General features: G+C 45.1%; 18 protein-coding genes. 6 read left to right on the top strand and 12 right to left on the bottom strand.

Features of this window, described 5'->3' with window-relative positions; genetic code table 11:
• The first annotated feature begins 8 nt into the window (after nucleotides 1–8).
• Both AC06L3_RS00700 and AC06L3_RS00695 read left to right on the top strand, forming a co-directional pair.
• Entirely contained in the window at nucleotides 9–1,130 is a 1,122-nt protein-coding gene (locus AC06L3_RS00700) for an endonuclease/exonuclease/phosphatase family protein (RefSeq protein WP_475668704.1), read from the top strand.
• Nucleotides 1,131–1,155: 25 nt separating this feature from the next.
• Nucleotides 1,156–1,728 (top strand): L-threonylcarbamoyladenylate synthase, encoded by a 573-nt coding sequence (locus AC06L3_RS00695; RefSeq protein WP_475668703.1) that lies wholly within the window; start codon nucleotides 1,156–1,158, stop codon nucleotides 1,726–1,728.
• Here the strand turns inward: AC06L3_RS00695 and AC06L3_RS00690 are convergent.
• Both AC06L3_RS00690 and AC06L3_RS00685 read right to left on the bottom strand, forming a co-directional pair.
• Nucleotides 1,725–2,228 carry a metallophosphoesterase family protein gene (locus AC06L3_RS00690; RefSeq protein WP_475668702.1) on the bottom strand — a complete coding sequence of 168 codons (504 nt, stop codon included), beginning with the start codon at nucleotides 2,226–2,228 and terminating at the stop codon, nucleotides 1,725–1,727. The two genes, AC06L3_RS00695 and AC06L3_RS00690, sit on opposite strands and share 4 nt — an antisense overlap.
• A complete protein-coding gene (locus tag AC06L3_RS00685) occupies nucleotides 2,229–3,449 on the bottom strand; it encodes an acyltransferase family protein (RefSeq protein WP_475668701.1) in 1,221 nt (406 codons plus the stop codon).
• Between the two features lie 182 nt (nucleotides 3,450–3,631).
• Between AC06L3_RS00685 and AC06L3_RS00680 the strand changes: the two genes are divergently transcribed.
• Nucleotides 3,632–5,227 (top strand): YifB family Mg chelatase-like AAA ATPase, encoded by a 1,596-nt coding sequence (locus AC06L3_RS00680; RefSeq protein WP_475668700.1) that lies wholly within the window; start codon nucleotides 3,632–3,634, stop codon nucleotides 5,225–5,227.
• Here AC06L3_RS00680 and AC06L3_RS00675 read toward each other — a convergent pair.
• From AC06L3_RS00675 to AC06L3_RS00660, 4 genes are read right to left on the bottom strand one after another with little or no spacing between them, the layout of a single operon-like run.
• Complete coding sequence (locus AC06L3_RS00675) at nucleotides 5,215–5,997, bottom strand: UDP-2,3-diacylglucosamine diphosphatase (RefSeq protein WP_475668699.1); 783 nt, start codon at nucleotides 5,995–5,997, stop codon at nucleotides 5,215–5,217. The genes AC06L3_RS00680 and AC06L3_RS00675 overlap by 13 nt on opposite strands.
• The gene (locus AC06L3_RS00670; RefSeq protein ID WP_475668698.1) at nucleotides 5,997–6,815 is read right to left on the bottom strand and encodes an undecaprenyl-diphosphate phosphatase; all 819 of its coding nucleotides are present in this window, start codon (nucleotides 6,813–6,815) and stop codon (nucleotides 5,997–5,999) included. The genes AC06L3_RS00675 and AC06L3_RS00670 overlap by 1 nt, the downstream gene beginning before the upstream one ends.
• 8 nt (nucleotides 6,816–6,823) lie before the next feature.
• Complete coding sequence (locus AC06L3_RS00665) at nucleotides 6,824–7,090, bottom strand: DUF3098 domain-containing protein (protein ID WP_475668697.1); 267 nt, start codon at nucleotides 7,088–7,090, stop codon at nucleotides 6,824–6,826.
• Between the two features lie 16 nt (nucleotides 7,091–7,106).
• Nucleotides 7,107–7,985 carry a cell division protein FtsX gene (locus tag AC06L3_RS00660; RefSeq protein WP_475668696.1) on the bottom strand — a complete coding sequence of 293 codons (879 nt, stop codon included), beginning with the start codon at nucleotides 7,983–7,985 and terminating at the stop codon, nucleotides 7,107–7,109.
• A gap of 85 nt (nucleotides 7,986–8,070) precedes the next feature.
• Here AC06L3_RS00660 and AC06L3_RS00655 point away from each other — a divergent pair, with 85 nt between their 5' ends.
• The 3 genes from AC06L3_RS00655 to tsaE are packed head-to-tail and all read left to right on the top strand — an operon-like array spanning nucleotide 8,071 to nucleotide 10,780.
• Nucleotides 8,071–8,904 (top strand): glycogen/starch synthase, encoded by an 834-nt coding sequence (locus tag AC06L3_RS00655; RefSeq protein WP_475668695.1) that lies wholly within the window; start codon nucleotides 8,071–8,073, stop codon nucleotides 8,902–8,904.
• Complete coding sequence (locus tag AC06L3_RS00650; protein WP_475668694.1) at nucleotides 8,894–10,324, top strand: DUF4270 family protein; 1,431 nt, start codon at nucleotides 8,894–8,896, stop codon at nucleotides 10,322–10,324. The genes AC06L3_RS00655 and AC06L3_RS00650 overlap by 11 nt, the downstream gene beginning before the upstream one ends.
• Before the next feature lie 12 nt (nucleotides 10,325–10,336).
• A complete protein-coding gene (gene tsaE / locus AC06L3_RS00645; RefSeq protein WP_475668693.1) occupies nucleotides 10,337–10,780 on the top strand; it encodes a tRNA (adenosine(37)-N6)-threonylcarbamoyltransferase complex ATPase subunit type 1 TsaE in 444 nt (147 codons plus the stop codon).
• A gap of 89 nt (nucleotides 10,781–10,869) precedes the next feature.
• Here tsaE and AC06L3_RS00640 read toward each other — a convergent pair whose 3' ends face one another.
• The 6 genes from AC06L3_RS00640 to AC06L3_RS00615 all read right to left on the bottom strand — a co-directional run bounded on the left by AC06L3_RS00640 (nucleotide 10,870) and on the right by AC06L3_RS00615 (nucleotide 17,912).
• Complete coding sequence (locus AC06L3_RS00640; protein ID WP_475668692.1) at nucleotides 10,870–11,205, bottom strand: DUF805 domain-containing protein; 336 nt, start codon at nucleotides 11,203–11,205, stop codon at nucleotides 10,870–10,872.
• Nucleotides 11,206–11,231: 26 nt separating this feature from the next.
• The gene (locus AC06L3_RS00635) at nucleotides 11,232–13,337 is read right to left on the bottom strand and encodes a M3 family metallopeptidase (protein ID WP_475668691.1); all 2,106 of its coding nucleotides are present in this window, start codon (nucleotides 13,335–13,337) and stop codon (nucleotides 11,232–11,234) included.
• A gap of 18 nt (nucleotides 13,338–13,355) precedes the next feature.
• The gene (locus AC06L3_RS00630; RefSeq protein WP_475668690.1) at nucleotides 13,356–14,246 is read right to left on the bottom strand and encodes a Cbp1 family collagen-binding glycoprotein adhesin; all 891 of its coding nucleotides are present in this window, start codon (nucleotides 14,244–14,246) and stop codon (nucleotides 13,356–13,358) included.
• Between the two features lie 266 nt (nucleotides 14,247–14,512).
• A complete protein-coding gene (locus AC06L3_RS00625; RefSeq protein ID WP_475668689.1) occupies nucleotides 14,513–15,637 on the bottom strand; it encodes an OmpA family protein in 1,125 nt (374 codons plus the stop codon).
• A 45-nt stretch (nucleotides 15,638–15,682) separates the two neighbouring features.
• On the bottom strand, nucleotides 15,683–16,666 hold the full coding sequence (locus AC06L3_RS00620) for a peptidase associated/transthyretin-like domain-containing protein (RefSeq protein WP_475668688.1): 984 nt from the start codon (nucleotides 16,664–16,666) through the stop codon (nucleotides 15,683–15,685).
• 16 nt (nucleotides 16,667–16,682) lie between these two features.
• Nucleotides 16,683–17,912, bottom strand: a complete 1,230-nt coding sequence (locus AC06L3_RS00615; protein ID WP_475668687.1) for a hypothetical protein — start codon at nucleotides 17,910–17,912, stop codon at nucleotides 16,683–16,685.
• Nucleotides 17,913–18,333: the final 421 nt, after the last annotated feature.

Raw genomic sequence — 18,333 nt, 5'->3', positions numbered from 1 at the left:
TTCGTAAAATGGCGAAAAGAAGGAATACCGGTCATTCAGGCAGAACAGGAAAAGGTCACTGGTTCTTTTCCGCCTTGTGGCGTATTGTGCTGGTCATATCAGCGGCCGCTCTGATATTGTCCTATCTGAGCACCTATGTGAATCCTTCAGATTTCAGCATTCCGTTGTTCTTCGGTCTTTTCTTCATTCCGCTTCTATTGTTGAACATATTCCTGCTGATTGTTTCCTTGTGCAAACGTTCAGGCTCGGTCTGGATTCCTATTATCGCCATTCTGCCAAGTTTCATATATGCTGAGAATTTCGTAAGATATTCGGGAAATGTTGAACAGACTGTAGCAGGTGAAAGATTGAAGGTGGAGAGCTACAATGTTGGTATGTTCTCCTCCTCCCATGCCTATCCGAGAAATGACTGCAGGATGCTGGTAATGAACCATCTGAAGCAGAGCAATGCCGATGTGGTGGCGTTGCAGGAATGCTTTGTTTCTTCACTGAGGATGGCGGACACCCTTCTGGAGAAGAAATATCCTTACAGAGCATATCATCTTTTCAAGATGAAAAGCGGCCAGAGGTTCGGCAACCTGATTCTGAGCAAGTATCCTATTGTAGCACAGGACAAGCAGGTGTTTGAAGGAAGCACCAATCTCTGTGTGCTGGCGGATATCAGATTCAAGGGTGATACCATCAGGATATGCAACAACCATCTTGAATCATATAACATATCGTTCACAGCTCTTGTAAAGAAACTGTCAGGCGGATTCGGCAATCACGACATAGGTCTTGCCGATGAAATAATGGATGTTCACAGCAGGATGAAGGGAACAAATATCAAACGTTCGAAGCAGGTTGACAGGATAATTTCCGGAATAGAATCCAGCCCTTATCCTGTAATTGTCTGCGGAGACTTCAATGACACTCCTATTTCATATACATATTACAGATTCACAAAAAGCAGGAAGGATACTTTCAAGATGGCCGGAAGCGGTTTTGCAGGTACTTTCCGGTATTTATGGCCATTGCTCAGAATAGACTATGTCCTTGTGCCGGAAGTCTATGAGTGCCTTTCACATCAAAGCCCCAAGTTGAGCTATTCAGACCATTTCCCTGTTATCACGGAACTTGTAATACAATGATCAATCAAGATACAATATAGCAATCATGGCAGATATAGAACAGGAAATCAACAATTCGCTGAAAGTGCTCCGCAATGGAGGCTTGCTTTTATATCCTACGGATACGGTCTGGGGCATAGGTTGCGATGCCACCAATGAGGATGCAGTAAGGAAAGTGTTCGAACTTAAGAAACGTTCAGAAGCCAAGTCGCTTATAACGCTTGCATGCTCCGTTGATATGATAGAGCAGTATGTGGCCCAGGTCCCGCCAATGGCTTACGAACTCATTGAGGTGAACGATGCTCCAATGACAATAATTTATCCCGGTGTAGAGGGCCTTGCTGCAAATGTAGTTGCCGAAGACGGTACAGCAGGCATCCGCATTCCAATGAATGAGTTCTGCACCAGGCTTATAAGGAAGTTCGGCAAGCCTATAGTCTCAACTTCCGCCAATATAAGCAGTGAAGCCACTCCAAAGTGCTTCAAGGAGATATCCGAGGAGATTGTCAAGGGTGTGGACTATTGTGTTGATCCAGCTGTTGATGCTTCATCAACTCACAAGGCTTCGCAGATAATCAAGCTGGGCGTGGATGGAACTGTTAAGATAATACGTGCCTAAAGCATAAGTTTGCGTTCCCATTCACCTACTTCCATATCTTTTATTTCATTGCCTTCAATCCTGAATCTCAGGGCCGTCCTTACCTGGTGGAAGCCTTGTATTCCGGCCGCTCCGGGATTGAGCACCAGCATATTGTGCAGTTTGTCGTTCATTACACGAAGTATATGCGAATGACCGCAAACGAATATATCGGGCTTGTATGAATTTATCAGGCTGAGGGCATAGCGGTCATAATGTCCCGGGAATCCTCCTATGTGAGTTATGAGAACCTTCTTTTCCTCAACGCGGAAATATCTCATGACAGGATGCACAAGTCTCACCGTGTGCGGATCACAGTTGCCGTATGCCCCTATGAGAGGCTTGAATGCAGTTATGTTATCAACGGTTTCAATGTTGCCGAAATCACCGGCATGCCAGATGATGTCAACATCCTTGAGAAATTCCTTCAAGGGAGCATCGAATGTTCCGTGGGTGTCGGAAATAAGACCTATGTAAGCCATTTACAGTTTTATGACTATTTTTTTCCTGTAAAGAACCATTGCCATCAGTGTGAAAACGGCAACGTAGCACAAGGCATATATCAGTGATGAAACTTCATTTCCTTCACCTACGATAGCAATGCATACATTGTTGTAGAACCAGCTCAGCGCAGTCCAGCTCTTCTCGCCAAGAGTGCCGTCCGGCAGGGTTACCGTTGAGGTCCAGTGAACTATTCTGCCAAGAACCTTTGCGAACAGGCCAGCCATCACGAATGCGAACAGTGGGTTCATGCCAAGAGCCTTGAAAGGTGTGAAGACCTTTTCCTTACCTTTCACATCTATGAAGTAGATGAAGAATGCAAGCATCATGATTGCCCATCCGCCTGCATACAGAACGTAGGAACCTGTCCACAATGCCTTGCAGATAGGGTACCATATTCCAAGTACAAGACCGGCGCCAAGGCAGCATACGGCAATTGTATACAGCTTGGCAACGGCAAGAATCTTGTTGTCAGCCTTTCTTATGATGTTGCCTATGAGGAAGCCCAGAAGCAGTGTACAGGAACCTGATAATGTTCCAAGCAAGCCTTCAGGATCGAATGCGGGGCCGTATCCGTGATATACATGGTTCTCGCCAACCAGTGAAATGTCAATTGCACCGGAACCCTGGCCTGCGAGTGAGAAAGCTCCCTGGGCTCCGTTTACAAGTGGTGCGGCGGAATTGCCTATGAGCAGGAGTATAATGCAGTGAAGAAGTGCCAGAATCACCATTGCAGGAATGATTTTCTTAGGTTTCTGCAACCAGAGGGCAACAAAGCCGCCAACTATGTAGCACATTGCTATTCTCTGGAGTACTCCGAATATTCTCAGATGTTCCCAGTAGTTCGCCCAGTTCTGAGCAAAGCTGAGTTCGGGATCCCGAGTCACAGGGTAGAATGGAAAGGCGTTCAGGGCAAGGCCAACAAGGAAGATCAGAACGCCTCTTTTCACGAGCTTCCTTACAGAAACCTTGTTCAGCCCTTCATTGTATTTTGCAAAGGAGAAGGCCATGGCCGCTCCTACCACAAACAGGAAGAATGGGAATACAAGGTCTGTTGGTGTGCAACCCACCCACGGAGCATGCCTTAAAGGTGGAAAAATGGTGCCCCAGCTTCCCGGATTGTTTACCAGAATCATTCCGGCTACTGTCATTCCGCGCAATACGTCAAGCGCTACATACCTGTTCGTTTTTATTTCGCTCATATTTTAAGGAATATTGAAGAATCACATTATGTGTTATCGGTTCAAAATTAGCCATTTTATCCTATAATTCTCGCAAAATTTTCCTACTTTTTATATAAAATCCATTTCAGCGGCACTTTTTGCTGTTCCGGCACCTCGGTTCAAGTACATATTGCTTCCTTTGTTCAATAAAAAGTAATGTTATGCTATATAAAGTTTTTGGAGCGAGCTGCCTGGGTATTGATACAATACCTGTAACCATCGAGGTGGATGTGACACCTGGTATGGCCTACGTAGTGGTGGGCTTGCCTGACAATGCGGTAAGGGAGAGCCAGCACAGAATTATGAGCGCCCTGCATCATTATGGATATAAGATTCCCGGGAAGAGGGTGGTGGTGAATCTGGCTCCTGCGGACCTTAAGAAAGCCGGAACAGGTTTTGATCTGGGAATCACCACGGGAATTCTTGCAGCCAGCGGTCAGCTGGAACCTGTTCTGGACCTGTCGGGGTACATTGTGATGGGAGAACTTGCACTTGATGGCTCCCTTCGGCATTTCAACGGTGCTCTGGCAATAGCGGCGGATGCGGCGGCGCACGGATTCAAAGGGTGCATCTTTCCCGCTGAATGTGCAAAGGAGTGTGTGGCTGTGAGGGATGTTGCAGTCTATGGTTTGAATACGCTTGATGAACTTCTTTCTGCATTGAAGGCTGAGATTCCTCTTGATGGCTTCCTGGTGAACGGGGAGGCTATGGCAGAGTCAGGTGCAGGTACTATCGCCCAGTGGGACAAGCATGCAGAAATGCTCAGGGGCATGCTTGAGAAAGGAACTCTGTTCGAAAATGATCTTGCATACGTCAAGGGACAGAATATGGCAAAGCTGGCTTTGGAAATAGCAGCCGCAGGAGGTCACAACATTCTTTTTACCGGCAGTCCAGGGTGCGGCAAGAGCATGCTGGCTTCAGCGCTTCCTACAATACTGCCTCCGATGACCTACAGCCAGGCAATGGAGACCGGACGTATCTATTCCATTTGCGGGATGTATGGGAATCTGGGCGTAAATATGTTGAAGAGGCCTTTCAGAGCTCCGCACAGTTCAATCACGAACCAGTCGCTTGCAGGCGGTGGCTGGGACGGGATGCCAGGGGAGATTTCACTGGCCAGCAACGGAGTACTGTTTCTTGATGAACTGGCGGAATTCAGAAGAGACACGCTTGAACTTCTGCGCCAGCCGCTTGAGGAGAGAAAGATTCAAGTCAGCCGTGTGAAACAGAAGTTCTCATATCCGGCGAATTTCATCCTTGTTGCTGCAACAAATCCCTGCCCTTGCGGCTATCTGTACGAAGACGGTAACAGGTGCGTGTGCTCATCATCAAGGATACTGCGTTACAGGAGCCGTATTTCCGGTCCTCTGCTCGACAGAATCGATTTGAACCTTGTTCTCAAGCAGTTCAAGGATACCAGTATCCTTTCATCGGAACCTTGTTCTGAGTCAAGTGCGGCAGTGGCGCTGCGTGTGCTTGATGCCGCAAAGATTCAGTATCGCAGATTCGGCCGTCTGAATTGTTCCAATGGCTCCATGGCCAGCGGAGACATACTCAAATACTGCACTTTGAACAAAGAAGGAAAGGAATTGATGCGTGCCGTTTCATCAAAGGGCCTGCTCAGCCCGCGTGCATATACAAGATGCTTGAAGGTTGCCAGAACCGTTGCTGACCTGCACGGTCATGAGAGCATAAGCGTTTCGGATCTCTCCACGGCGCTTCAATTCAGGTTCTGTGAGAACAACTACAGTCTTTGAACTTGAATGGGTTCAACTGGATGACAAGGTGGTTTCAGTCGCTCGTAGCGCAGCTCCTCTCCATTGAAAACCAAGTAGGAAGGGTTGTGAATCCAGTCTCCAAGTATCATGAAGCGGGATCCGCATTCAGGCATCCTGACATCCGTTGGTGAGTGGAAATGCCCGAATATGAAGTTGTCAGGTGCTCCTTCGCGTTTTGCATAGTTCACGCAGAACTTGTAAAGAGGCTCCCTTGAGCAGTCAAAACTATATGAATTGCCAGATTTCGCCAGGCGGTTGTGCTTGCTCCAGCTCAGCCCGAAACTGAAGGCAATCCAAGGATGCAGCATGCTGAAAAGGAACTGGATGAACTTGCTTTTGAATATCCATTGAAGCGCCTGATAGCCTCTGTCTTTCTTCTCAACATCATCGCCATGACCCAGCACGAATGTTTTCCCACATATATTATACAGCGATGGCTGGGGCTCCATTATGAACCCTAGTCCCTTCTGAAAATACCGGTAGGTCCAGATATCGTGGTTGCCGTTGAAGAAATGAATCTTTACGCCACGGTCCCGAAGTGCGGCGAACGCTCCGAGCGTGCGCGTGTATCCACAAGGAATCACATGCTCGTATTCATACCAGAAGTCAAAGATGTCTCCAAGAAGGAACAGTTCCTTTGTCTGTGCAGGCAAGGCAAGCAGAAAGTCCGCGAAATATTTTTCGCGTTCCTGCCAGTTGCCGTATCTCAGGCCAAGATGTACATCCGATATGAAATAATACAGTTCCATTACAGTATCGAGCTGATTATGCAGGCGGAACCAACGAGGGCGCAATAGATGGCGAATCCCCATAAATGTGCCTTGCGCACAATGCTTATCATCCACTTGCAGGCAGCGTATCCGCTTACAAACGCAGACACAAAACCTATCATTAGCGGCATAGTTCCAACAGCGGATGCGCTGAAGTCCCCGCCCACCAGATCCAGGAATGCTTCTCCCAGAATAGGAACTATTACCATCAAGAACGAGAATTTTGCAACTTCTGATTTCTTTACACCCAATATGAGTCCTGTTGCAATTGTGCTGCCGCTTCTGGAAAGGCCCGGAAGCACAGCAATTGCCTGTGCACAACCTATTATGAACGCCTCCTTGAATCCTATGCTTCTGCCTTCATTGGCATCTTTCCCCGCATTTCTTCTGGCAGCTGCGCGCATTGAAAGTTCGCTTATGCAAAGCAGTGCGGCGGTCAGAGCCAGCATGATACCTACTAGCGCCACGCCCTCACCGAATATGGCCTCCACTGCGTCCTTGAAGAAAACTCCGACTATTCCAACGGGTATCATGGATACGATGATCTTTGCAATGTAGTCTGTCTGGGAATTGTATTTGAACTTGAACAAGCCGCAAATCAATTCCGCTATCTCTTTCCTGAATGCCAGGATTGTAGCGAGCACCGTTGCGGCGTGAACTGCAACTTCAAAGGAAAGGTCTCCCGTTTCCATGCCGAACAACGCCTTGCCAATCGTAAGATGCCCGCTGCTGCTTACAGGGAGGAATTCCGTAAGTCCCTGTATCAATCCAAGAATCAAAGCCTGCAAACTATCCATATTCCTTCCTATTTATCTTTCTTGAAAATTTTGACCGTGGCAACTATTTCCAGAACTATTCCCACCAGAATGATTACAGGTGCAAGAACAAGTCTTCTGAAACTGAACATGTCCCAGCTGAACACTTCAGGATTGTCAGTGCCGCCACCAACCATGAGCACATATCCCAGAACAAGTACTGCAAAGCCAATGACAATCAGCTTTATGTTTCTCATAGGCAGAGCCATCTTCTCGGAATTTTCCTCAAGCTGAATCTTATCTTTTGATTTATCCATATTCCTGAATTTTGAATTATAAATAAAGGTCATCGTTTTCCATTGATGACATTTTTCCAACAACAAGGCATGTGCATACCACACATATGAAGATACCGCACAGGACAACCCCGGCCAGAACGTATGCGCTGAGGCTGGTTGACAATGCACTGAATATCCTTGAATAATTGCGCTCCATATACCACAGGAGCAACACGAGGACCGAATCTGCAATCAGGCCTGATACAAATCCCTGCAGAACAGCTTTCCACAGGAACGGCTTCATTATATAGGAGTTCCTTGCGCCAACCAGACGCATTGTGTATATTGAGAATCTCTTGGCGTAGATATTCAGCCTTACCGTATTGTTGATAAGCACCAGGGCAAGGAAAAGAAGCACTGCAATGAAGACCAGCATCACCCAGGCAATCTTCTCTATGTTCTCATTGATGGCTTCCACAACCGAATTCTTGTACACCACTTCATCCACGCAGGGCTTCAGCTCCAGTCTGCTGCTTATTGCCTCTATGCTGTCCTTGTTGAAATGCGCTGCATCAACCCTCAAATCAATGGATACAGGTATGGGGTTGCTTTGAAAGATTTCAAGAAAATCGGAGCCCAGCATTTCCTCCATCTGGCGTGTCCCCTCCTCCTTGGAAATGAAATCCGCCGCCTTTATGTAAGGCAGCCTGCTCAAGCTGTCATAGAACAACCTTGCAGGTTCCTGCTCTATGTTTGATTTGAGAATAACGGATATTCTTACATTCTCCTTGAAATAATTGCTTACAGACCGGGCGTTTACCACAAGCAGCGCAAAGAAACCGGCAATGAGAAGCACCATGCTTATGCTCACGATTGAGGACAAGTATGACTTTACCAGACGTCTTCCTATAATATTTCTTTGCGAAATGGACATATCAAATCTCAAAGGTATATAAAAAAAGCTAAAAAAAAATTGTTAAAAATATTTTTATTATATTTGCGTTGTAAAATGTTGTATTATGAAAGAGCCTGGAAGAGTATTATTCGTAAACTCGGAAATAATGCCTTATGTTCCGCAAACCCAGCAGAGCATAATAGGCAGGTATCTGCCTCAGGGCATACTTGAGCAAGGCAAGGAAATCCGCTCTTTCATGCCAAGGTATGGCTGCATAAATGAGAGGCGGAACCAGCTTCACGAGGTGATTCGTCTTTCAGGACTCAATATTGTTGTCAACGATGTGGACCGCCCTCTCGTGATAAAGGCAGCTTCAATAACGGCAGCCAGAATGCAGGTGTATTTCATAGACAACGAGGATTATTTCCGCAGAAAAGCAATGTACTGTGATGCAGATGGAAATTTCTTTGAGGACAACGGGCAGAGAGCTGTGTTCTTTGCGCGGGGCGTTCTTGAAACCGTAAAGAAGCTCAGATGGAAACCGGACATCATCCATTGCAACGGATGGCTTTCTCATCTGCTTCCTCTGTATCTTAAAAAAGCCTACAAGAACGACCCTATATTTTCCGACAGCAAAATAGTTCTTTCGCTATACGATGAAGACCCCACTTTCAAGCTGGAAGCGGATTTCAAGTCCAACATATTGATGCCTGGTGTCAAAAACAAGGATATTGACAAGTTGGAGCAGGCGAATGGCATACATCTTGCTAAATTGGCTATACAATATTCTGACGGGATTATTTACGGAAGCGGCAGTCTGCATCCGGAGATTGAAAAAGCCGTAGCTGATTCCGCACTTCCTGTGCTTCCCTACAAGGAGATAGGACTGGAGGAGAAGGAATATGTCATTGAGTATAACCGATTTTTTGATTCTATCATAGGAACAGATGAAGAGTAACAGGAATATCTTCAAAATGGTTGCGGCATTGCTTTCTTTTGCCGCACTTCTGTGCAGTTGCATTACGCAGGACAAATCGCTTGGTTATGACTTTATCCCTAAGGATCAGGTCATGAAGGTGCACTCGGACACCATCGATATTCCGTTGCAGTGCAGAATGGCAGACAGCATCCAGGCCGTTTCATCCACTTTCATGGCTCTTGGAGAGCTCAAGTCTGAGGAATATGGTGGCTCCGCTTTTTCCGCCTCCCTCGAGTTCTGTCCGTCAACGGCCGGGCTGTCTTTCGGTCAGGACCCTAAAGTTGTAAGCATTCATGTGGAGATTCCGCTTGCAGATATGACTCAGACAGCCACAAATCTCAGCTCCAACAAGATATTCCTCAAGAAGGATCAGGAGTCCGTTTCTCAGACAATAGACGTTTATAGAATGAAAGTGAGCATTGACTCGAACCTTGTTTACAACAATTCATTGCGTCCGGGTGACTACAGCACTGAAAAGCTCAATGTTTTCGGACCTGTCACATATATGGGAGAAGACACTTTGAGAATCCAGCTGGATCCTGCACTGGGCCAGGAATACCTCGAAGCCAGCAGGCTTGAACTCGATTCCCTCGTACACTTCCTCAGTAACCACAAAGGATTATATTTCAAGTGTGCGTCTTCATCAGCGGACAAGGACAAGGGAGGGAGAATCAATCTCTTCAATCAGACCGATGCGGCAATATATCTCAAATATACCTATATACCAACCTGGGGCCCGGGTATGGGAAGGAGAGATTCCAGCATTGTGATGTATGCCGGCAACTATTATTCCGTGAACTCGTCTTCGTTTGAGAGCAAGAAGCTTGAGAATGACAACGAGCAGGTTGAATCCATCCCGGCACAGGGATTTGGCGGTGTTCTGCCATTCATGGACAGAAACAAACTTAAATCGTATATTGACAATTGGATACGCTCAAATGGAATGGAATCAAGGCATGTAATCATCTCAAGGGCAAGAGTGTGCATTCCGTTCGATATGCCTGAAGATGAGGACGTGCTGAAATACTCCTGTCCTCAGAGCCTGTTCCCAATGCACAGGGCTTATACCAGTGATGCAAAAAAATACAGGTACTATTATCCTGTTGACGATTATAGATCCTCAAACAATCCTATGGGTGACTTTAGCAGGCAGCATAAGGCTTATATCTTTGATATGACTTCAACCGTTCAGGCTTTTGTAAGGAAGAGCGCCCAGGAAATAAAGGATGATCCCGAATATGATATATGGCTTGGCCCTTATTTGCAGGTAAGCGATGCCGGCACAGGATCAACAACCACTTCCACAGACAGTTTCACTCAGTTTCAATGTGCTGTGAACGGCCTCAAGGCATCAAGGAAACCTACAATGGAAATAGTTTATTCCACAACCGAAGAATAACTGAACCGCACAATGAGCAGAAACATAAGAACATTTGAAATAAAATCCCTTGATACGATAAACTCCTGTGCGCAGGAGTTTATTGATTTTGTATCAGACTGTTCATCCCAGAGCAATGTCTTTGCCTTCTTTGGCCGGATGGGGGCTGGCAAGACAACATTCATCAAGGCTTTATGCAACGTGCTGGGAGCCGTTGACGATGTCAACAGTCCTACATTCACCATTGTCAATGAATACAGGAGCGCCAAGGGCTTTCCGATATATCACTTCGATTTCTATAGAATCAAGTCAATCAAGGAAGCATACGACATTGGCATAGATGAATATTTCAGCGGCAACGGCCTCTGCTTCATGGAATGGTCCGAGAAAATTGAAAGCATACTCCCCGAGGATGCCAACAAAGTTGAAATCACTGTAAATCCCGATGGCACCCGTCTTGTCACATTATCCTGGTAGAATTATTCCCCACAGACGATAGTATCAGAATTCCATATTAACGAAACAAGGTGACCTTACGGCCACCTTGTTTCACTCTGTGCTGGAAGTTATTCAGCTGCATTTATCCCTTTTGGGTTAGGACCCCATTGGTTGTCACCTGGCTGGCTATCCCTGATGAACCAGATGAGAAGAATAATCGCACCTGCAATTGGAATGAAAATGATAAGATACCACCAGCCGCTTTTGCCGATATCGTGCAGTCTGCGTACACCAATTGCTATTGTTGGAATTATGACAGCAATAGCCCAGATGTAATTTACTATAGGAATCAGTCCTACGATTAAGCTGGCCAGCCACACCCACCAGTAGGCGCTTCTTCTTGAGCGGCCATGGAAATTGGTGTAATTGGTAAAGAACGATGTAATAGCTTCTAATATGCCCATAAGATCAAGTATTTAGAGGTTAATGATTATTTCTTTACAAGTCCCTGTTTGATCATCAATGCCTCAGGCTGAGGGTCACGGCCACGGAAGTTGCGGTAAAGGATGTCGGCATCCTGGATGTCACCCTTTGAAAGGATGCAGTCGCGGAACTTGCCGGAAATCTCCTTGTTGAAGATACCGTTCTCCTTGAACATCTGGAAAGCGTCGGCCTCAAGTACTTCAGCCCATTTGTATGAGTAGTAGCCTGCAGAATAGCCGCCTGCGAATATGTGTGAGAATGTAGGGGAACTTGCGGTGCCTTCTATTATTGGCATGATGGCGGTGGCCTTCCTTACATTGTTTTCAAATGTCACTGCATCTTCTGACGGAACTTCCGTCAAAGTATGCCAAGCCATGTCTATGAGACCATATTCGAGCTGGCGCAGCTGTGAGTAGCCTGCAAGGTAGTTCTTTGATTCAACAATCTTGTTGATATATTCCTGAGGAATGGCCTCGCCTGTCTGGTAATGCCTTGCAAATGTCTGGAGGTATTCAGGCTCGTATGCCCAGTTCTCCATGATCTGAGAAGGAAGTTCAACGAAATCCCTTGCTACGCTTGTACCGTTGAGGCTCTCGTATTTTCCTTCTGCAAGCATTCCGTGAAGTGCATGTCCGAACTCGTGAAGCAATGTGGTCACTTCATAGAAAGTAAGAAGTGAAGGCTCGGTTTCGGTAGGTTTCGTGAAGTTCATCACAATTGAAATGAAAGGTCTCTGCTCCTTGCCGTCCTTTGAGAATGACTGTCCGCGGAACTCGGTCATCCAGGCACCGCCTCGCTTGCTGGCTCTTGGGTAGAAGTCCGTATAAAGGACAGCCATGTGGCGCCCGTTTGCATCACTTACGTCAAATACTTCAACATCAGGATGATATCCTGGAATTTCAGGAGCCGGTGTGAACTTGAGACCGTATAGTGAGTCTGCAAGTGCGAAAACGGCATTCTTTACATTGTCAAGCTTGAAATACGGTTTGAGCATTTCGTCATTGATGGAGAATTTCTCGTTTTTGAGCTGCTCTGAATAGTATGCAAAGTCCCAAGGCATCATCTGGCCTTCCTGAGTCTTGTTCATGTATGCCTGTACTTCAGCAATCTCAGCTTTTGCAAAAGGATAGGTCTGCTCGGTGAGATTCTTGAGGAAGTTCTCAACGGTTTCCCTGTTCTTTGCCATCTTGTTCTCCAATGTGCGGTCTGCATGTGTAGGATAGCCAAGAAGATTGGCGGCCTTGATTCTGAGGTCAACTATAGTCCTGATGTTTTCCTCGTTGCTGAATTCGCCACTTACAGACTTGGTTGAAGATGCCATCCACAACTCTTTCTTTCTTTCCCTGTTGGTGCTGTATTTCATAAACGGAGACATGCTCGGCTGCTGGAGTGTGAACACCCATCCTTCAAGATTCCTCTCCTTTGCCTCGGAAGCAGCTGCACTTTTTACGAAATCAGGCAGTTCAGCTATCTCTGCGGAATCTGTGATATGCATTATGTAGGCATTTGTTGCACCGAGAGCATTCTTGCTGTATTTAAGACTGGCAAGAGACAGCTCTTCGTTTATCTTTGCAAATTCCTCTTTCTTGTCTGCAGGAAGGTTCGCGCCGTTTCTTTCATAACCTTTGTAGGTCTCTTCAAGCAGTCTTGCATCCTCAATGTTGAGGTTCAGGCTGTCACGCATCTCCCAAACGGCTTTCACTTTCTGGAAAAGAGTGTCGTTGAGCGATGTGTACATTTCGAATTTGGTAAGATCCGGAGTGATATCCTCCGCAATCTGCTCGAGTTCATCATTGGTGTCGGCTTCCTTTACATTGTACATTATGCTGAGAATCCTGTTGAGATCCTCACCTGCATAATTGAGGGCAACAATGGTATTCTCGAAATCGGGGCTCTCCTGATTGTTGATAATGGCCTTGATGTCCTGGTAAGCCCTGTCAAGAGCAACTTTGATTGCCGGTTTGTAATGTTCTGTTTTAATGAGGTCGAATTGCGGAGCACCATATTTTATGGTTGACTCCTCAAGAAGCGGATTCTTCATTTCGTTGTTGTTGCATGCGGCAAGCAGCATAAGTGTTGCTGAAACCGCCATAATCTTTGCTATCAGTTTCATATACGTTTGTATTATTTATTACCAGACCTGTATTACAAGGTATTTAGTCTGATCCCAGAACTTCCGAGGATCTGAAATCTGTACAAGAGTCTCCTCTCCTTCATTTACGAGCTTGTAGCTGTCAGATGGATGTTTTGAAAGTATTCTTGCTTTCTGGGCGTTGGTATTGATCTCTGTTATGTTCCTCTGGTCAATCTTTACAAAGTTGTCTTTGTTCACATTGCCCGTTACCTGAAGTTTGGAGAGAAAGCCTCCCTGTACTATGCCGGCGTCCTTGAGCTCAGCCTTCGTGCCTACTACATAGTATACGGCATTCATCTCTTCATCCTGGCTTGCAATCTGGTTCTTGAGCATCCGGCTTTCATTGCTGAGGTTCTCAACATCGGTTTCGAGACTGTTGACCTTGTTGCCAAGACTGGAAATCTGCTGTTCCTGGTCGGAAATGATTACATCCTTCTTGGCGATTGTTTCCTTAAGCGCTTCTATGGTTGCAGACTGCTCGTTAATCTGCTTCTGAAGTGAAGCAAGTCTTTTCTTATACTGAGCGGACTGATACCTGTTGTCCTGTTTGAGTTTTTCTATCTGCTGCTGATATGTGGAGATGGCCTGCTGTATGACATCTATGTCATTCATGATCTGGTCCTTTTTGGAAACTGTAACGTTCATGCCATCAGCATTGGTCTGCATGGTGATGATGTTCTCGCTCTCCCTGATGCTTGCCAGACCATCCTCAATGCCGTTGATAATTGCAAACACTTCATCAATTTCCTTGTCCCGTTCGGCCTTTGCTGCCATCAGTGAATCGCACTGTGCCTGCAAGGCCTTGAATTTTGACGAATTTTCTACACAACTTGTCAGAATTGTTGAGGTTGCCAGAGCCAGAATGGCTACGAATAAGAATTTCTTCATGATAGTAGGGATATTGTTTGTTTTATCTGATCATTTCAAATGATGCTTGAATCATGCAAGCATTTCAAAAATTAATCCTAAAGTTACAATTTTTACAAGATTCTTTATAAAAAAACTATTTTTTTATAAAGAATTTCATATCCAAATGAATATAACCTTGAAGCACGGGCTGGATTGACAATACAAAATGAACTGCTCCCACCTTTGCTTGCACATCCATTCTGTAAGCAAAGGCAGGAGCAGCCCTGATAAATATGTCTTTAGAATTACTCCGATACAATAACCACGCGTGACAAGCATGCATCATTGAAGAACATGTTGTCAACACCGGCATTAGCTTCCATCTTCAGCTGATCAGGATTTACACCTTCCTGAACGAGATAATCGTAAACAGCCTTGGCACGCTTCTCAGAAAGCTTCTGGTTGGTCTTTGCAGAACCGGTGTGTTTATCGGCATAGCCGGAAACCTTGTAAACCATATCCTTAGGGCCTTCCTTGATGATCTTTGCTACAGCCTGAAGACGTATCTTATCCCTATTGTCAATGCTTGACCTGCCTATCTGGAAGAATACGAAGTTTGCAGTAGGAACATACTTTGTTACTACACTTCCGTCCTTCATGACTTCCTTTACAACTTCTTTGGTAACAATCTTCTCAACAGGAACTTCCACTGTATTGGTTATTGTCTCAACACGGCCATGTTTTCTTGAGTAACCATCCTTTCCCAGACGTCCACCGAAAGTATACGCATAGCGGATTGAAAAACGGTTTGTGTTCTCAGCCTTGCGGCTTACAGACGCATCGCCGAAAATTGAAGGGGTAACACCTGTGCGATATTCAACACCAATGGCGCTTTTCTTAGAGACATTGAATGAAAGACCCAAACCTGCTGTCATACCAAAGCGGGCCTTTGTACCTGAAGCCTCCTTGACAACGTAAGTGCCATCTGCTGTTACTTCACCTGAGAATTCCGTGCATTTTGAAGCAAGATTCATTGTAGGGCCCATGAACAGATAGAAGTCGCAAAGTGGAAGAGATTTCTCGCTGAGAGCCTGTGAAAGGTTCAGGATACCATCAACGTTCAACTCAACGAAATTCTTTGTTTCATCCCATTTTTTGAGGCCTTGTGTACTCCAAGTCTTATCGTTCTCACCATAATACTGACTGAAGCCGCCTAACGCCACGCGGCCTCCCCATACTGGAGTGAACCATTTGCCAAGTTCAATTGACAGGTAAGGCTGGGGTTTGTTCATTTTGTTGGTGTATGTTGAAATCATACCACCATTAACGCCAATCCAAATATCGTTGCCAAGTTGCTCATTCTGTTGTGCATTAGTTGTGAACGCACAGAATCCCAGAGCGGCGGCAATTGCTAAATATTTAAATTTCATAATCTTTCTAGTTTAAATTATTATTAAAACGAAAATTCTATATCATTAGTCGGCCCACATGATACCACCGCCTGCATTGCTGCTGTAACCGTGTATGTCACCATGGCCGTGGCCAAAGTGGTAGTGTCCTTCATGACCAGGAACAGCTGCCTCACAATATTCAGCCATTGTTCCAACCATTGTAATGGTAAAATCAGCCACGTGTGTCTTTGTACCGTCTGAATTAACTCTCAAATAAGGAATTGTCTCAGCAGCATAAAGTCTTGTGCCGAATGCCGAATACATTGCAAATGCGGAAACCTTGACATCGAGGTGCTTTGTTGTTCTTATAAGGCAAGGTTCACCTATGCTTTCCCACAATTGATCATAGAAGTATTTTGCAGCGGCCTTGTCATTTTCGGTTGCATTCGCAGTATATGCCAGTTCTGACTTTTCAGGAATAAAACCTGTCAATGATTCATATTCAATGGTTGTCTCAAGTATGAACTCGGTTTCATTGTAAAGCCACTCACCGCTTCCTACACCATGACCGTGTGTGGCCACGCTGTAGTCATGTGTATAAGTATGCAGACCATGTGTTGAGTAGAAGCTTACGCTATTCTCTTTTGTAATTACAATTGTCTCTTCTCCGGTTTCATAATTGGTGGCTATCTCTCCAATGGAAATCAGAGCTGCGAGATCACTTTTACCACCTGCAAGAACAGCAGGGACTTTAATGGTAGTCTCGCCTTTTGAATCGCCTAATTTTGCAAAAGCCTTGAAAGTGAGTTCGGAAATGGCAGGAGTTCCGGTAACGGTAATAATATTTCCAGAAACGGAAACATTTGCGTTGTTGACATCAGTTGTGATGGTAGCCAGATTGGATACGTCCTTGCCGGCATTGGCTATATCCACAACCTTAACTGTAATTGTTGCTACAGCGTTCGTTGGTTCGAACGTTGTGCTGATATTCTCTGTTGTGCAAGAGGAAACGAGAATACCCGCTACTGCAAGACTGGCTGAAGCCAGCATACGAAAATACTTTTTCATTTTGTTAAAATTGTTTTTAGTTATATTGTTTATCTTCTATTTTTTCATCTATCATTTTATTGCTGTCATCTATGCTGGCCTTCAAACGTTTCCGTCTTTCCTTATTTCCGGTTTTCTGCCACTGTCTGTTCAAACTCTTTATTTCACTCTTTATGTAATAAGGATTGAAAGCATTACTGTTCATAATGTTGTCCGATGACTCCAACTTCGTTTCCTTATACCAACGCTGTTCGTTGTTCGCATTGTAGACCATACCCATCTGTCCGGAGGTGGTCACCCTTGGCCAATAACCTGCCCTTTTGAACCTGTATGGCGGCAGAGCTATCTGAAAACGGAAACCACCGTTGGTTTTGGCATAACTGTTGAAGCCTTTTTCAACATAGAAGCCTATGCTGCAGTAGCGGAAATGCCTTATCATCTCCGCCTTTGCTCCAACATCAGCCAACAGAAATTTCTCAGCCTTCACTTTGAACTCAGTGTTGACTTCTGGCCAATATAGGTTCACTCCCAGATTCCAGAAGCGTTCCATTTCTTTGCTTCTATGGAACACGAAACTGTCGAAATAACTCAGTCCCAGCATCCTGAATCCACCCTCAAGCATCAGCCATGGCGCAAAGGAGAAACGTTTCTGCATCTCTATGCCCAGTCCGTAACGATTGTTGTAGAATACACCTGCAACAGCCTTTCCCGTGATATCAAAAGGTAGTCTGAAACGCTGTGACAATGTAATCATTCCTGGATGAATCTTATCCTCCCGGTTCCCGTAACCATCATTCCATACAGGGATTTTCACTTGATATGAAATCTTGGACCCAGGCCAGAGTGTCATCTCTATTGCAGGATTCAACTGCCAGAGACTCTGGTATACCTGAGTGATAATGAGATTCATCAACGAAATCTGAGGATACACCACAAGGTCAATCTTACCAAAAGAACTGTTTGTCTTGCTGTCCCTGCGCACCGATTTCCAGTCTGACCGTTCCACATGGTGAGTCACATCCCAATCTCCACGCCTGGAGTCATATGTCAATGTCAGTTGCGGAACATCGCAGTCCAGAATCAGCATTCTTACAGTACCCCCGTCCAGAATGCCTTCATCCTCCAGAGTCCGTATTGCGGCTACTATGCCGGACGCCTGAAGCTTATAGGCATCGTTCTGAATAGCAAGAATAGTAACAGAATCCTCCGATACTGCTCTGATATTGCTGAAGCCATGATCCTTCAAGGCGGCCTTTATAGTCTCCATGCTTGTCTGCGCATGCAACGAAACGCAGGTGCTTAGCATTAAAGCAACCAATAACAGACTGTTGTACAATAAACCAATGAACTTCTTTTCAAACATTTTGTTTTCAACAACAATAAAACTTTGAAGTCACAAAGTTGTTGATTATTTTTATAATATACAAATAAAATCTGAGGAAAATTACATTTTTTTGCTGGACTGCATCAGATCTGTCTGAGTTTTTCAAACTTTTGTACTAAAAATTCATAATTCGCTTAAAATAAATCACTCAAGTTTCGCAAGTGAATAAAATATAAAATAAAAAAGGCTAAAGTGTTTGATAATTCATTGATTATCACTATATTGTGGTTGAAAACAAAACAAATATAGTCCTTTAGCCATGAACAAAAATAGACAAATAATCAGTGAACTCCAAAGCTTTTTC

The sequence above is a fragment of the Candidatus Egerieousia sp. genome, from assembly GCF_056211015.1.
This window is presented reverse-complemented; position numbering and strand designations above follow the sequence as displayed.